The sequence below is a fragment of the Micromonospora sp. NPDC049301 genome, assembly GCF_040678715.1.
In the GTDB taxonomy this organism is placed as follows: domain Bacteria; phylum Actinomycetota; class Actinomycetes; order Mycobacteriales; family Micromonosporaceae; genus Micromonospora.
The window spans coordinates 132,758-148,001 of record NZ_JBFAQO010000006.1 but is presented as its reverse complement, the minus strand read 5'-3'; the positions used below and the strand labels follow the sequence as shown (position 1 = coordinate 148,001).

At 74.0% G+C, this 15,244-nt stretch carries 15 protein-coding genes; 4 read left to right on the top strand and 11 right to left on the bottom strand.

What is annotated here, in order from left to right:
- Positions 1-20: 20 nt before the first annotated feature.
- From AB0K07_RS19330 to AB0K07_RS19310, 5 genes are all read right to left on the bottom strand, one after another.
- Positions 21-1,958 carry an NADH-quinone oxidoreductase subunit L gene (locus AB0K07_RS19330; protein ID WP_363756809.1) on the bottom strand — a complete coding sequence of 646 codons (1,938 nt, stop codon included), beginning with the start codon at positions 1,956-1,958 and terminating at the stop codon, positions 21-23.
- On the bottom strand, positions 1,955-2,335 hold the full coding sequence (nuoK, locus tag AB0K07_RS19325) for an NADH-quinone oxidoreductase subunit NuoK (protein WP_363756808.1): 381 nt from the start codon (positions 2,333-2,335) through the stop codon (positions 1,955-1,957). Before nuoK ends, AB0K07_RS19330 begins: the two co-directional genes overlap by 4 nt.
- Positions 2,332-2,910, bottom strand: coding sequence for an NADH-quinone oxidoreductase subunit J (locus tag AB0K07_RS19320; RefSeq protein ID WP_363756807.1), 579 nt, complete (start codon positions 2,908-2,910; stop codon positions 2,332-2,334). The genes nuoK and AB0K07_RS19320 overlap by 4 nt, the downstream gene beginning before the upstream one ends.
- Before the next feature lie 40 nt (positions 2,911-2,950).
- Entirely contained in the window at positions 2,951-3,562 is a 612-nt protein-coding gene (locus AB0K07_RS19315; RefSeq protein WP_363756806.1) for an NADH-quinone oxidoreductase subunit I, read from the bottom strand.
- A 70-nt stretch (positions 3,563-3,632) separates the two neighbouring features.
- Positions 3,633-4,064, bottom strand: coding sequence for an ester cyclase (locus AB0K07_RS19310; protein WP_363756805.1), 432 nt, complete (start codon positions 4,062-4,064; stop codon positions 3,633-3,635).
- Positions 4,065-4,236: 172 nt separating this feature from the next.
- Here AB0K07_RS19310 and AB0K07_RS19305 point away from each other — a divergent pair, with 172 nt between their 5' ends.
- Positions 4,237-5,256 (top strand): glutathione S-transferase C-terminal domain-containing protein, encoded by a 1,020-nt coding sequence (locus AB0K07_RS19305; RefSeq protein ID WP_363756804.1) that lies wholly within the window; start codon positions 4,237-4,239, stop codon positions 5,254-5,256.
- A gap of 13 nt (positions 5,257-5,269) precedes the next feature.
- Here the strand turns inward: AB0K07_RS19305 and AB0K07_RS19300 are convergent, their stop codons facing one another.
- Complete coding sequence (locus AB0K07_RS19300; protein ID WP_363756803.1) at positions 5,270-6,232, bottom strand: complex I subunit 1 family protein; 963 nt, start codon at positions 6,230-6,232, stop codon at positions 5,270-5,272.
- Entirely contained in the window at positions 6,232-7,050 is an 819-nt protein-coding gene (locus tag AB0K07_RS19295) for an NADH-quinone oxidoreductase subunit C (protein ID WP_363756802.1), read from the bottom strand. The genes AB0K07_RS19300 and AB0K07_RS19295 overlap by 1 nt, the downstream gene beginning before the upstream one ends.
- 119 nt (positions 7,051-7,169) lie before the next feature.
- Here AB0K07_RS19295 and AB0K07_RS19290 point away from each other — a divergent pair, with 119 nt between their 5' ends.
- Positions 7,170-8,216, top strand: coding sequence for a glucose 1-dehydrogenase (locus tag AB0K07_RS19290; protein ID WP_363756801.1), 1,047 nt, complete (start codon positions 7,170-7,172; stop codon positions 8,214-8,216).
- A 16-nt stretch (positions 8,217-8,232) separates the two neighbouring features.
- Here the strand turns inward: AB0K07_RS19290 and AB0K07_RS19285 are convergent, their stop codons facing one another.
- Entirely contained in the window at positions 8,233-9,549 is a 1,317-nt protein-coding gene (locus AB0K07_RS19285) for a DUF2252 domain-containing protein (RefSeq protein WP_363756800.1), read from the bottom strand.
- 87 nt (positions 9,550-9,636) lie between these two features.
- Complete coding sequence (locus AB0K07_RS19280; RefSeq protein WP_363756799.1) at positions 9,637-10,218, bottom strand: NADH-quinone oxidoreductase subunit B family protein; 582 nt, start codon at positions 10,216-10,218, stop codon at positions 9,637-9,639.
- A gap of 231 nt (positions 10,219-10,449) precedes the next feature.
- On the opposite strand from AB0K07_RS19280, the gene AB0K07_RS19275 reads away from it, so the two are divergent.
- Complete coding sequence (locus AB0K07_RS19275; RefSeq protein ID WP_363756798.1) at positions 10,450-11,010, top strand: SigE family RNA polymerase sigma factor; 561 nt, start codon at positions 10,450-10,452, stop codon at positions 11,008-11,010.
- Positions 11,003-12,226 (top strand): hypothetical protein, encoded by a 1,224-nt coding sequence (locus tag AB0K07_RS19270; protein ID WP_363756797.1) that lies wholly within the window; start codon positions 11,003-11,005, stop codon positions 12,224-12,226. The genes AB0K07_RS19275 and AB0K07_RS19270 overlap by 8 nt, the downstream gene beginning before the upstream one ends.
- Positions 12,227-12,269: 43 nt before the next feature.
- Here the strand turns inward: AB0K07_RS19270 and AB0K07_RS19265 are convergent, their stop codons facing one another.
- Positions 12,270-13,781, bottom strand: coding sequence for an aminotransferase class V-fold PLP-dependent enzyme (locus AB0K07_RS19265; RefSeq protein WP_363756796.1), 1,512 nt, complete (start codon positions 13,779-13,781; stop codon positions 12,270-12,272).
- Positions 13,782-13,808: 27 nt separating this feature from the next.
- Positions 13,809-15,218 (bottom strand): MFS transporter, encoded by a 1,410-nt coding sequence (locus AB0K07_RS19260; RefSeq protein WP_363756795.1) that lies wholly within the window; start codon positions 15,216-15,218, stop codon positions 13,809-13,811.
- Between the last annotated feature and the right edge of the window lie 26 nt (positions 15,219-15,244).

The following is a 15,244-nucleotide window of genomic DNA, read 5'->3' as shown; positions in this document are numbered from 1 at the left end:
CACCGGCTCACTCCTCGCGCTCACCGGGAACCTCCGATCAGAGCGGCGGCCAGCCCGATCAACAGCGCGCCGGCCAGCACCCCGGCGGCGGCCCGCGGCAGTGCCGCCCGGTGCAGCGCGGCGAGCCCGGCGCCCAGGCCGGACGCGGCCCGCCCGCTGCCCTCGACCGCGCCGTCCACCACGACCTCGTCGCCGGTGCGCGCGGCCCGGGCCAGCGCCCGGACGGGGCGTACCACCAGGGCGTGCTGGACGTCGTCGAGCCGGAACGCGCGGGCGAAGAGCGGCCGCAGCGGACCCAGCGCGGCCGCCGGATCGGCGGCCGGATCCCGACGCCAGCCCAGCAGCACCAGCCCCGCGCCGACCAGCAGCAGCACGAGCGGCAGCAGCAGCCCCGGCCCGAGGTGGACCAGGGCGTCCTCCGCACCCGCCACCGGCACGGTGGCGAACCGCAGCCGATCGGCGAACGCCCCGACGAACCCGGCCAGGCCGAGCAGCGCGGCCGGCACGGCGAGGAGCAGCACCGGCCAGCGCAGCACCGCCGGCGGGTCGTGCGGCCGGACCAGCGGCAGCCGGGGCTCACCGAAGAAGGCCCGCAGCAGGAGTCGGCCGGCATACCAGGCGGTGATCGCCACGCCGGCCAGCCCGGCCAGCCAGACCAGCCAGCCCACCCAGGACGGCGCCGGGCCGGTGCCCTCCCGCCCGGCCGCCTCGGCGACCGTCAGCACGCCGTCCTTGCTCCAGAAGCCAGCCAGCGGCGGCACCCCGGCCAGCGCGCCCAGGCCCACCACCGTGCACCAGAAGGTCACCGGCATGCTGCGGCGCAGCCCGCCCATCTCCGACATCAGCGTGGTGCCCACAGCGTGGATCACCGCGCCGGCGGCGAGGAACAGCAGCGCCTTGAACGCGGCGTGCGTGAGCAGGTGGAACAGTGCCGCCGACGGCGAACCGACCGCCAGCGCCCCGGTCATGTAGCCCAGTTGGGAGACGGTCGACCAGGCCAGCACCCGCTTGATGTCGTCCTGCGCGGTGGCGGCGAGCGCGCCGAGCAGCAGGGTGATCGACCCGATCACCCCGAGCACGGTCAGCGTCACCGGCGCGGCCGTGAACAGCGGGTAGAGGCGGGCCACCGCGTACACCCCGGCGGCGACCATCGTCGCGGCGTGGATCAGCGCGGAGATCGGCGTCGGGCCGGCCATCGCGTCCGGCAGCCAGGTGTGCAGCGGGAACTGGGCGCTCTTGCCGGCCACCCCGGCCAGCAGCAGCAGACCGGCGGCGGTCAGGGTCGCGGTGGAGTGGTCGTGGGCGAGCACGTCGGCGATCCGGAAGCTGCCCGTCGACACGCCGAGCAGCGCGATGCCGAGCAGGAACCCGACGTCACCGACCCGGGTCACCAGGAACGCCTTCATCGCGGCGGCGGGAGCAGCAGGCAGCCGGCGGTCGTGGGCGATGAGCAGGTACGAGCAGAGGCCCATCACCTCCCAGCCGACCAGCAGCATGACCAGGTCACCGGCGACGACCACCAGCAGCATGGCGGCGGTGAAGAGGCTGATCTGCGCGGCGTACGGCGGGTAGCGGTGGTCGACGTCGACGTCGTCGTGCGGGCCGCGTCGCAGGTAGCCGATCGAGTAGACCTGCACGGCCAGGGCGACCGCGGCGACCGCGACCGCCACCAGCGCGGCGGCGCCGTCCAGCCGTACGCCGAGGGTGACGGTCAGCCCGCCGAGGTCGACCCAGGTGGTCGACGTCTCGCGGGGCTCGTCCACGGTGACCAGGAGCGCGACGGCCAGCGCGAGCGCCCCGGCCGCGCCGGCCACACCGAGCACGACGGCCACCCGCCGGGCCCGATCGCCACCCTCGACACCGGTGGCGGGCTGCCGTGGGGCCGGCGGCAGCAGCAGGCCGAGCAGCCCGGCGACCAGCGGTACGGCGGGCAGCAGCGCCCCGAGCAGCCCGGTCACCGGCCCGCCTCCGCGCCCAGGCCCCCGGTGCCGGCGGCGGCCGGCGCACCGGCGGTCCGCGGCGACTCGGCGGGCTCGGTCAGCGGCACCTCGTCCACCGCCACGCTGGCGCGCAGCCGGTAGAGCTGGAGGACGATCGCCAGCCCCACCCCGATCTCGGCGGCGGCGAGGACGATGACGAAGAGCGCGAACACCTGACCGGAGTGCGGCAGCACGGCGCGGGCGGTGGTGTCGGCGGTGACCAGGATCAGGTTCACCGCGTTGAGCATCAGCTCGACCGCCATCAGCACCAGCACCGCGTTGCGGCGGCGCAGCACGCCGTAGACGCCGAGGCCGAACAGCAGCGCGGCGGTGACGTACGGGATGACCGGTCTCACCGGCGCCCCCCGGAATCCACGTCGACCGCGTCCTGCGCCGCCGTGCCGTCCGCCGCCCCGCCGTCCGCTGCCCGGACGGGTCGGCCGATGTCCGGCCGGGACAGCACCACCGCGCCCACCAGCGCCGACAGCAGCAGCACGGAGAGCACCTCGAACGGCAGCACCCACGACCGGAAGATCTGCTCCCCCAGCCGCTCCGCGGTGCCCGCGCCGGGCAGCGCCACGGTGCTCCACCGGTACGCGTGGATCAGCAGGACGGTCAGCCCCAGCCCGGCGCCGCCACCGATCAGGGCGGCCGGCCAGCCGGGCCGGTCCAGATCGTCCGACGCGCCGATCGGCGCCCGGGTCAGCATCACCGCGAACAGCAGCAGCACCACCACCGCGCCCACGTAGATCAGCACCTGCACCCAGGCCACCAGCTCGGCGCTGAGCACCAGATAGTCGCCGGCCAACGCGCCCAGGCACACCACCAGGTAGAGCCCCGCCCGGACCAGGTGTTTCGTGGTCACCACCAGCACGCCGGCACCGACCGCCACCGCGCCGAGGGCGAGCAGCAGCAGGTCCGCGCCGGTCACCGGGCCGCCCTCACGACTCGGGCCGCCGCGCGTCGCGCGGTCACGACGCGGAACCCTGGTCGGCGTCGGGCTCGGGGCGTACCGCCGGCGGGACCGGACGTGCGGCGCCCGCCTTGCGCGCGGCGGCGGTCTCCTCCTTGGCCGGCTCGCCGTTCGGGTCGTGCGCGGGCGGCGGCGGGACGGTGGCCATCCACTGGCCGAGGTGGTCCTTGTCGTGCAGCAGGTCCTTGATGTCGTACTCGGCGTACTCGAACTCCGGCGACCAGTAGAGCGCGTCGAACGGGCAGACCTCGATGCAGATGCCGCAGTACATGCAGAGCGAGAAGTCGATGTCGAACTTGTCGAGGACGTTGCGCTGGCGGGGGCGGGCGGCGCCGGGCACCGCCACCTCCTCCTTGTGCGAGTCGATGTAGATGCACCAGTCCGGACACTCGCGGGCGCAGAGCATGCAGACCGTGCAGTTCTCCTCCGACAGCGCGATCACGCCCCGGGAGCGGGGCGGCAGCTCGGGGGCGACGTCCGGGTACTGCTGGGTGGTCGAGCGGCTGGTCATCGTCTTGAGGGTGACCGCCAGCCCCTTCACCAGGCCCGCGCCGGGGAGGCCGCGCTCGCCGGGGAGGCCGTGCTCGCTGGGGTCGCTCATGCCGACCATCCTGCCCTGTGGCCCCGGCGCGCGCGACCACCACCCGTGGGTCGCCGGTGATCGACGCGGTGAAGCAGGGTCACGCCCCGCCAGGCCCGCTGACGCCGGTCGGCGGGAGCATCTCGACGCCGAGCTGCTGGAGCAGCTGGAACAGCTCGTTGCAGCTCCACACCTCGACGATCCGGCCCGCCGCGTCGAAGCGCAGGAACGTGGCCCCGGAGTAGCTGACCACCTGCCCGGTCGGGGGCACGGGCCCGAACTGCCCCGCCTGGGTGCCGGCCGCCCGCCAGTGCACGGCCACCCGCTCGCCGGCGGCCACCACGTCCACGATCTTGTAGCGCAGGTCCGGGAAGGCCGCCCGCCGCTCGCGGTGCCAGGCCAGCGTCGCCTCCGGCCCGGTACCGCCCAGCCCCGGGCACTCCTCGGCGACCAGCTCGTAGGCCGACTCCTCCCGGCGGGCGTTCCACACGTCGGCGATGAAACGCCGGGCCGCCGCCTCCACATCCGTCATGCCGGCAGGGTAGCCGCACCGGGTCCGCCGCCTGCCGGCTCGGGACGCCGGCCGGCTCGGCCGCACCGGGCCGGCGGGTGGACGGCGCGACCAGGTTGGGCGGCGGCGAGCCGGCGGGCCGGAGATCAGCGAGGATGGGGACCGAAGACGACATCCGGACCGGGAGGGCGACGTGGGCGAGGAGACAGGCGGGACGTACGTCGAGCCGGGCGGCGAGTTCACCCGGGACCAGCGGTACATCGCCACCCGGATCACGGCGGACGGGCGCGACGGGTACCCGGTGGAGCCGGGCCGGTACCGGCTGGCGGTCAGCCGGGCCTGCCCGTGGGCCAACCGTCTGATCATCGTGCGGCGGCTGCTCGGCCTGGAGGACGCCATCTCGATGGCGGTGGCCGGCCCCACCCACGACGCCCGCAGCTGGACCTTCGACCTCGACCCGGGCGGTCGGGACCCGGTGCTCGGCATCGAGCGCATCCAGGAGGCGTACTTCAAGCGCTTCCCCGGCTACGAGCGTGGGATCACCGTGCCGGCGATCGTCGACGTGCCGACCGGGCAGGTGGTGACCAACGACTACGCGCAGATGAGCCTGGACCTGTCCACCCAGTGGGGTGCGTACCACCGAGAGGGTGCGCCGCAGCTCTATCCCGAGCACCTGCGGGCGCAGATCGACGAGGTCAACGACGTGGTGTTCCGGGACGTCAACAACGGCGTGTACCGGTGCGGCTTCGCCGGCAGCCAGGAGGCGTACGACAAGGCGTACCACCGGCTCTTCGACCGGTTGGACTGGTTGTCCGGGCGGCTGACCGACCAGCGCTACCTGGTCGGCGACACCATCACCGAAGCCGACGTGCGGCTCTTCACGACCCTGGTCCGCTTCGACCCGGTCTACCACGGCCACTTCAAGTGCAACCGGCAGAAGCTGAGCGAGATGCCGGTGCTCTGGGCGTACGCCCGGGACCTGTTCCAGACCCCCGGGTTCGGCGACACCATCGACTTCGACCACATCAAACGGCACTACTACGAGGTGCACCGGGACATCAACCCGACCGGGATCGTGCCCCTCGGCCCCGACCTGTCCAACTGGATCACCCCGCACGGCCGGGAAACCCTGGGCGGTCGTCCCTTCGGCGAGGGCACGCCGCCACCGCCACCGGCCGAGCCCGTCGATCCCGCGCACACCCCGCTGCGCTGACTCCGGGGACGGGTCAGAGGGCGATACGGACGGCCGCGGTGAGGACCAGCTGGGCGAGGGAGGCCGGCACCAGCACCAGCCAGCAGAGCCGCTGGAGCTGGTCCTCGCGCAGTCGCGGGTACGACACCCGCAGCCAGATGATCACGAACGCCACGGCGAAGACCTTGAGCAGGGTCCAGAGCCAGCCCAGCTGCTCGTCGGCGAACGGGCCCTGCCAGCCGCCGAGGAACAGCACCGTGGTCAGCGCCGCGATCACCACGATGCCGACGTACTCGGCGAGCAGGAAGAACGCGAAGCGCAGCCCCGTGTACTCGGTCATGTACCCGAAGACCAGCTCCGAGTCGGCCACCGGCATGTCGAACGGCGGCCGGCGGATCTCGGCCAGCCCCGCGACGAAGAAGATGATCATCGCGGGCGCCTGCCAGAGCAGCCACCACGGCTGCCACGCCGCGACGATGCCGGAGAGGCTGAGCGTGCCCGCCGCCATGGCCACCGAGGCGGCGGCCAGCACCAGCGGCAGCTCGTAGCCGAGCAACTGGGCGGCCCCGCGCAGACCGCCGAGCAGGCTGTACTTGTTCGCCGACGCCCAGGCCGACATGAGCACCGCCACCACACCGACGCCGACCACGGCCAGCACGAAGAACAGGCCGATGTCCAGCGGCTGCCCGACCAGGTCGTTCGGGCCGAGCGGGATGACCAGCAGCACCAGCAGGTAGGGCACCAGGGCCACCGCCGGCGCCAGCCGGAACACGGCCCGGTCCGCCTCGCGCGGGGTGATGTCCTCCTTCTGCACGAACTTGACCCCGTCGGCCACGAGCTGCGCCCAGCCGTGGAAGCCGCCCGCGTACATCGGGCCGAGCCGGCCCTGCATGTGCGCCATCACCTTGTGCTCGGCCTGCCCCACCAGCAGCGGCAGGGTGAGGAACGCGACCAGCACGCCGCCCACCCGCAGCACCAGCTCCACCCAGAGCGGCATCAGGCCGTACCCCCGTCGTCGTCGGTCCGGTCGCCGCGCGCCGGCGGGTCCGCGACCGGGCCGCCCGGGCTCGCGCCCGGCGCGGGCTGGTCGGGCGGGGCCGGGCCGTCCGCGGCGCCGGCGGGCCGGGGAGTACGCGCCGGACGGGCCCCCGGGGCGGGCCGCGCCGGCCGCTCACCGGCCGGCCTGGCCGGGGTGCCGCCGCGCGGACCCTCCCCCGCCCCGCCCGCGCCGGCCGGGGTGGGCGTGGTCCCCCACTCGCCCGGCGCGGGCACGCCCGGCGGGCGGATCGGTCGGCGGCCACCGCCGGCCTCGGACTCGCCCGGTTCCTTCGCACCCGGCCAGGGCTTGGCCACCCGGGAGGCGAGCACGAACTCCTTACGCAGCGGATGGCCCTCGAACTCCGGCGGCAGCAGCAGCGGCCGCAGCTCCCCGTGCCCCTCGAAGCCGATGCCGAACATCTCGTACGTCTCCCGCTCGTGCCAGGCGGCACCCGGGTAGACGTCGACCACCGAAGCCACCGTGGCCGCGTCGCGCGGCAGCCGGGTGCGCAGCAGCACACCGTGCCGCAGCCGGGTCGACCAGAGGTGCGCCACCACGTCGAAGCCCTCGGCCAGCTCGTCCACGGCGGAGAGCCAGTCGAAGAAGTCGCAGGTCAGCTCGGCGTCGTCGCGGGCGGCGCGCAGGGCGTCGCGCCAGCTCGCCGGCGGCACGTCGACGGTGGCCCGGGCGTACCGCTGCCCGCCGGAGACCGACGGGGTCGCCTCGACCGGCGCGAGCAGCGCGACCAGCCGAGCGCCGACCTCTTCCGGAGTCATGCCGCTGATCCTAGGGCTTGGCTGCGGCGGCGGCCCGGCCCGCGCCGGCCCACCACCGGCGGCCGACGATCTGCCGGCTTTGCGGGGCGGCCGGGTGCCGGGCGGGGAAAGATGAGGGAGTGCGCGCTGTGACTGTGAAACCGGGAGTCGCCAACTCGCTGAGCCTCGTCGAGGATCAGCCCGAGCCGGAGCCCGAGGAGGGTGCCGTCCTGGTCGAGGCGCTGGCGGTGGGAATCTGCGGCACCGACCACGAGATCATCGCTGGCGAGTACGGCGAGGCGCCGGCCGGCGCCGACCGTCTGATCATCGGGCACGAGTCGTTGGGCCGGGTGCTGGAAGACCCGACCGGCACCCTGCAACCCGGTGACCTGGTGGCCGGGATCGTCCGACACCCCGACCCCGTGCCCTGCCCCAACTGCGCGGTCGGCGAGTGGGACATGTGCCGCAACGGGCAGTACACCGAGCACGGCATCAAGGCGCTGCCCGGGTTCGCCCGCGATCGGTGGCGGATCGAACCCCAGTTCGCGGTCCGGCTCGACCCGGCGCTGGGCCGGGTCGGGATGCTGCTCGAGCCGACCAGCGTGGTGGCCAAGGCGTGGGACCACATCGAGCGGATCGGGCACCGGGCCGAGTGGCAGCCGCAGACCGTCCTGGTGACCGGGGCGGGGCCGATCGGGTTGCTGGCCGCGCTGCTCGCCACCCAGCGTGGGCTCGCCGTGCACGTGCTGGACCGGGCGACCTCGGGGCCGAAGCCGGAGCTGGTCGCCGCGCTCGGCGCCTCGTACCACACGGTGCCGGTCACGAAGCTGCCCTTCGAGCCGGACGTGGTCGTCGAGTGCACCGGCGCCCCGACGGTGGTCATCGACGTGATGTGCCAGGCGGCCCCGACCGGGATCGTCTGCCTGGCCGGGGTGTCCAGCGGCGGGCGGAGCATCGACTTCGACGCCGGCGCGCTCAACCGGGCCCTGGTGCTGGAGAACAACGTGGTCTTCGGCTCGGTGAACGCCAACCGGCGGCACTGGAACATGGCCGCTCAGGCGCTCAGCCGCGCCGACCAGTCCTGGCTGGAGTCGCTGCTCACCCGGCGACTGCCGGTCGAGCGGTACGCCGAGGCGTACACCGCCGAGAAGGGTGACATCAAGGTGGTGCTGGAGTTCGGCGACTGAGCGACCGGCGGGCCGGTCAGATGCCGGGCAGCCGGCCGTTGCGGAACAGGTCCACGAAGAGCTGGTGGTCCTGCCGGGCGCGCACCCCGTACGCGTGCGCGAAGTCCACCAGGTGGGTGACGAAGCCCGGCTCGTCGGTCTCCACCGCGGCCACGATCGCCTCCTCGGTGGAGTAGTCCACCAGGTCGTGGCTGGACTCGTCGTCGGCGACCGAGTGCATGCGCGCCACCGCCCGGCCGAGGTCGGCGAGCACCCCGGTCAGTTCCTCCGGCTCGTTGACGTCGGACCAGTCCAGGTCGGCCGCGTACGGGGAGACCTCGGCGACGAGCTGACCGGCGCCGTCCAGCTCGGTGAAGCCGAGCCACGGGTCGGCGTGCGCCTGCAACGCACGCTGCGACTCGGCGGTCCGGTGGCCCTGGTGCTGGAAGTAGCCGCGGACCGACTCGTCGCCGACGTACCGGGCCACCGCCGGCACCTGCGCCTGCTTCATGTAGATGACGACGTCGTTCTCCAGCGCCTGGGTGTGCCCCTCCAGCAGCAGGTTGTACGACGGCAGCCCGGCCGAGCCGATGCCGACCCCCTTGCGCAGCACCACGTCCTTGATCCGCGCGGCCACCGGGCGCAGCCGGGCCGAGGCGGTGGGCAGCGTGCCCAGGTACTCCTCGAAGGCGGCGAGAACCTTGTCACGGGTGTCCCCGTCGATCTCGAAGACGCCGTCCCCGAGCGAGAAGCGCCGCTCGTAGTTGTCGACGGTGGTCTGCTCGGCGAGCAGGTCGACCCGGGTGTTGAGCCGCGCCTGCTGGAGCACCCGGCGCAGCACCCCGTCCGCGTTGTCCAGGGTGATCGAGCCGATGGCGTCGTCGCCGCCGGCGGCGATCGCCCGCAGCTCGGTCAGGTACGACCGGGCGAAGCCGGCGACCAGCTCGCCGATCACGGTGTCGGAGAGCGCCTTGCTGTAGCCGAGCAGGGCCACGCTGGCCGCGAACCGCCGCAGGTCCCAGGTGAACGGCCCGACGTACGCCTCGTCGAAGTCGTTGACGTTGAACACCAGCTGCCCGGACGCGTTCATGTACGTGCCGAAGTTCTCCGCGTGCAGGTCACCGTGGATCCACACCCGGCCGGTCCGCTCGTCGAGGAACCGGTCGTCGGCGAAGTCGCCGATCTGGTCGGCGTAGAACAGCGCGGCGCTGCCCCGGTAGAAGGCGAAGGGCGATGCGGCCATCTTGCGGAACTTGCGCCGGAAGGCGGCCGGGTCGATCGCCATCGACGCGCCGAACTCCTCGGTCAGCACGTCGACGATGTGGGCTGACCGCTGGTCAACGGAGCTGCTCATGGTGCGCAGGCTAGCTCGACGCCGCCACCTGCGGCGTCGGACGACCGAATGGTCCGGCGGGGCCGACGGGACGATCCGGGTGCCGCGTCAGCCGGCGGCGGGTGGGCGTACCGGCGGGGCGGTGAGCGAGTCGACGGAGCGCGGGGCGGCGGCCTCGCGGGGTGCGGTGTCCAGCGGAGCGGCGAGCAGATCCGGCCGGGACACGCCGCCGACGCCGGACTGCTCGGCGGCGATCTTCTCCTGGAGGCGCAGGATGCCGTGCAGCAGCGCCTCCGGCCGGGGCGGGCAGCCGGGCACGTACACGTCGACCGGGATGAGCTGGTCCACGCCCTTGGTCACCGAGTACGAGTCCCAGTAGGGGCCGCCGCAGTTGGAGCAGGCGCCGAACGAGATCACGTACTTCGGTTCGGGCATCTGGTCGTAGAGCCGCTTGATGGCCGGGGCCATCTTGTCGGTCACCGTGCCGGAGACCACCATCAGGTCGGCCTGCCGGGGGCCGTGGGCGAACGGGATCACGCCGAGCCGGATGAAGTCGTGCCGCCCCATGCTGGTGGCGATGAACTCGATCGCGCAGCAGGCCAGGCCGAAGTTGAAGACCCAGAGCGAGTAGCGGCGCCCCCAGTTCAGCACGAACCGGATCGGCTCGCCGAGCACTGCCGGCAGCTGCACGAGCGTCCCCTTCCTGTCCCCTACCGGACAGTCAACCACAGCGACCGACGCCGGCCCGGTGGCCGTCGGCGCGGGCCAGGCCCACAGCGGGTACCGGCACCCGTCCGGATCCGCCAGGATCGATACGAGCGCGGCAGCGTCAGCTTTCTGGCAGTCGCAACCTTCCCCGGCGTCCGGGTGTGTCACCTCTGTCGGGGTGTCCGACGCCGCGTACACCACGGGGGAGAGCGAGTGAGTGTGACGAGAGACGTTCGGGCGGGTGAGCCCCCGCCGGACCACCTTCACGACGCCGGGCCCGAGCGGGCCGAGCTGAGCTTCGACGACTTCTACCACGCGCACTATCGCGCCCTGGTGGTGCAGCTCGCCGCCTACACCGGGGACCGCGGCCAGGCGCAGGACCTGGTTCAGGAGGCTTTCTGCAAGGCGTTCGCGCGCTGGGACCGGGTCGCCGGCTACGACGACCCGCTGGCCTGGGTGCGCCGGGTCGCCTGGAACCTCGGCCACAACCGGTGGCGACGGCTGCGCACCGCGCAGGCCTACCTGCTGCGGCAGCGGGAGACGCACGTCGCCGGGCCGACGCCGGACCGGGTGGCGGTCGACGCGGCGCTGGCGAAGCTGCCGCCCCGGCAGCGCCGGGCCGTGGTGCTGCACTATCTCGCGGATCTGACGGTGGCCGAGATCGCGGCGCAGGAGCGGGTCGCCGAGGGCACGGTCAAGTCCTGGCTGCACCGGAGCCGGACGGCGCTGGCCGGATATCTGCGTGACACCACCGAGGGGGTGGAGAATGTCTGAGCTGGAGAACGTCGACCTTGCCGAGAAGTTCAGCCGGTACCGCGGCACGATGCTGGCCGAGATCGAGGTACCGGGGCCGGCGGAGGTCCGGCGGACGGTTCGCCGGCAACGGCGTCGCCACCTCGCCACGGCCGGAGCGGCGGCGGTGGCGCTGCTGGGCGGCCCGGCCGTCGGGTACGCGGCCCTGGACCGCACCGGCCCGTCACCCGGGCCGGTGGATCCCACCCCGAGCGTGACCGCGAGTCCCACGCCGAGCGGTTCGCCGAGCCCCACCGGCACGCCACCGGCGACCAGTGCCAGCCCCACTGTCGTCACCGCTCCGGATGGGCGGATCAGCCGCGCCCAACTGCTCGCCGCACGGGTGGAGCTGCCGGCCTGGCGGTCGGGACCACCCGACTGCCCGGTCAGCAGGGTCCGGTTGGTCGGCGACCCCGGCACCGCCAAGGAGGGGACGAACGCCCTCGAAGCGATCGACTACGCCGACGTCGACGGCGACGGCGCCACCGAGACCGTGGCCATGCTGCTGTGCTCGTTCGGCAGCGGCGGACCGCAGCAGGTCGTCGCGTTCGATCGGGACGAGGCAGGCAGGATCGTCACGATCGGCCGGGTGGTCGCCACTACCCGCGAGAAGCCGCAGTGGTTGACCGGGCTGGACGCGCGCTCCGACGGCACCGTGCGAGTGGAGGTGGCCGACCTGCACCCGGGCGGTGGCTGGCCGGGCGAGTGGTCGCAGCGGCAGTGGCGCGGGTACCGCTGGACGGGCGAGCGGTTCTCGCAGGTCGAGGGCCCCACCTCGTTCGGCCCAAACCCGTACTCCACGAACCTGGCGGTGACCGCGAAGGACCTCATCCTGGCCGACGACCCCACCGACGGGTCCCGGGTCGGCGCGGTCCAGGTGCGGGTCCGCGCCATCGGGGACCGGCACGTCGACGAGGTCTTCCTCGAGCTGGACCTGCCCGCCTCCTTCGCGCCGGACGGCCCCGCCTGGGCCGACTGCGGGCCGGATGCCGGGAAGTACGGGCCCCCGCTGCGGTGCCGAGTGGGTCCGATCAAGCCGAACGGTGAGCTGACGATTCGCCTCGGCGTACGACTCCCCCCAGGGACCGAACTGCCACCGGGCACGGCGACGGTGCGCGGCACGGCGGCCGGTCCCGGTGGGCACTACCTGATCGACCCCGACCTCGGGAACAACGAGGACACCATCGCCTACCGGTGAACGGCCGGTTCGGGGGTGACGGCGAGGCCGTCACCCCCACCGGTCACCAGGCCGGCCGTTGCAGCAGACCGACGAACTCGACCAGCAGCCGCTCCCGCAGCGCCGGTGGCGCGGCGTCGAGCAACGTGTTCACCACCGCCATCCGCTCCGGCAGCGGCCCCCCTCCCGGCGTGCCGCCCGCATCCGATCCGCCTGCGAGGCCCAGCCCGGCGGCGAGACCGACGACCAGTTCCGGGGTGAGCGCGTCCGGGGTGAGAGCAGCGGCCAGGGCGGACAACTCCGCGGGCAGCCGGACCGGGCCGACCGCCCGGGCCGCCGCCACCGCGTCGGCCAGGTCCGGCCCGAACTCGGCGACCCGCGGCGCGACCGCGGCGGTCACCGTGAGGTGCACGCTGGCCGGCAGGCCGGCGTACGACAGCTGGGGCTGGGTGTGCCAGCCGCGCGCCGTCAGCTCGTCGACCAGGACGAACAGGTCGGGGCCGCCCTCGGTGGCGGTGAAGCAGACCACGGTGGACTCCGGGTCGGCCATCAGCCGCAGCCCGTCGACCCCGCGCACGGCGTCGGCCAGCGCGGCCACCGCGTCGCGGGTGCGCTCGGCCAGCGCCAGGTACCCGGCGTCGCCGAGGTGTCGCAGGGTCGCGTACGCGGCGGCGATCGGCCCGCCCGAGCGGGTGGACGCGATGACCGGATTGATCATGGTGTAGCCGGGCCAGTCCGCGTACGCGAAGTACTGCGGGGCGCGCAGCGCGGCGTCGCGGTGCAGCAGCACCGACACCCCCTTCGGCGCGTACGCGTACTTGTGCAGGTCCACCGAGATGGAGGTGACCCCGGGTACCGCGAAGTCGAACGGCGGCACCGGCGTACCGAGACGGCGCAGGTAGGGCAGCGTCCAGCCGCCGAAGCAGGCGTCCACGTGGCAGCGCACACCGGCGTCGGCCGCCACGGCGGCGATCTCGGCGACCGGGTCGACCACCCCGTGCGCGTACGACGGCGCGGAGCAGGCCACCAGCACCGTCTCCGGGCGGATCGCCGCGGCCATCGCGGTCGGGTCGGGGCGCAGCGTGTCCGGGGAGACCGGTACCACGTCCAGCGCCACCCGCAGGTAGTGCGCCGCCTTGGCGAACGCCGCGTGCGCGCTCCCCGGCACCACGATGCGCGGTGCGACCTGCTCCGGACGGGCGTCCCGGGCCGCCTTGACCGCGAGGATCAGCGACTCGGTGCCGCCGCTGGTGACGCTGCCGACGACGTCCGGGGCGGTCGTGCCCGGTCCGCCGCCGAGCACCCAGCCGGCCGCGGCGACCAGCGCGTTCTCCATGGCCAGCAGGGACGGGAACGCGGTCGGGTCCAGCCCGTTGACGTGCGCGCTCTCCTGGTGCGCGGCGGCCGCCAGGTCGTCCAGCCCCGGCACCGCCGGGTCGTACACGTACGCGAACAGCCGTCCGCCGTGCGTCGGCCGGTCCCCCGCCCGCAGCGCACGAACCTCGGCGAGAACGTCCTCCGCCGCCACCCCGTCGGCGGCGAGCGCCCCGGCTCCCACCCTGTTCTCGTCGATCATGGAGTCATGGTGCCCTTCTCGTGACGGTCAACGGCTGTCGTCCCCCACCACAACTCCATGATCGACGCGGCGGTGCTGCGTGGCGGCGGCCAGGACGGCGGGGGTGAGGGTGTAGCGGCGGAGCATGAGGACCGGCGGGCCCACCAGGAGGGCGGGCAGGACCGTGAAGCCGAGCAGGACGCCGAGGCGAGCGAGGTCGGACTGCGCGGCGGCGGTGCCGGTGTCCGAGGAGACGTAGCCGGAGAGCTGGAGCACCAGGCCGTAGATGCCCGGGCCGAGGGCCAGGCCGAGGGTCTCGCCGGCGGTCCAGAGGCCGGTGAAGACGCCCGCCTGCCGCCGGCCGGTGCGCGCCGTGTCGTACGCGATGCAGTCCGGCAGCATGGCCAGCGCGAACACCTGCTGCCCGGCGTACCCGACGCCGATCACCGCGACCAGCAGGTAGACCGCGACCGGCGGCAGCACCGGCGCGGCGACCAGGGCGAGCGCCCCGGCGGCGAGGATCAGCGCGGCGGCGACCAGGGCGGCCCGCTTGCCCACCCGGGCGCCGACCCGGGACCAGATCGGCATCACCAGCAGCGCCGGCCCGACGAAGCAGACGAAGAGCAGCGTCGGCCCGCTCTGCTCGTCGCGCAGGATCTGCCCGGCGAAGTAGTTGACCCCGGCCAGGATGGTCGCCACGCCGGCGGACTGCACCACGAAGCAGATCAGCAGCGCCCGGAACGGCCGGTTGCCGCCGGCGACGGCGAGTTGGGCACGCAGTGTCGGCTCGCTGCCGCCCACCGCCCCGGTCGGCGCGGACCGGGTGCCGAGGAACGCGCCGAGGGCGCCGAGGGCGATCAGCACCGCCACGAACAGCCCCATCCACCGGTGCCCGGGCACACCGTCGCCACCGGCGGTCACCACCAGCGGGGCGACCGCGCCGGAGACCAGGATGGCGAGCGCCAGCACGGCGATCCGCCAGGTCATCAACCGGGTGCGTTCGGTGTAGTCGTCGGTCAGCTCCGCCGGCATCGCCACGTACGGCACCTGGAAGAAGGCGAACGCGGTGGCGGTGGCCAGGAAGGCGAACGCCACGTACGCCGCAGCGGCGGGACCGCTGTCGAACGGCGCCGCGAAGATGGCCGCGAAGAGCACGGCGAGCGCGAGACCGGCGATGAGTAGGTACGGCCGGCGGGCGCCCCACCGCGACCGGGTGCGGTCGGAGATCCGCCCGGCGACCGGGTTGACCAGCACGTCCCATGCCTTGGGCAGCAGCACCAGCAGCGCGGCCATGCCGGCGGCCACACCGAGCGTGTCGGTCAGGTACGGCAGCAGGAGCAGCCCGGGCACCGTGCCGAACGCGCCGGTGGCCAGGGAGCCGAGCGCGTACCCGGCGTGCACCGGCCGGGGTAGCGGGCCGGCGGCTGGTGAGCCGGCGTCACCCGGCGGCGCGGTCATGGGGCCGAATGTTACTCACGTTATGG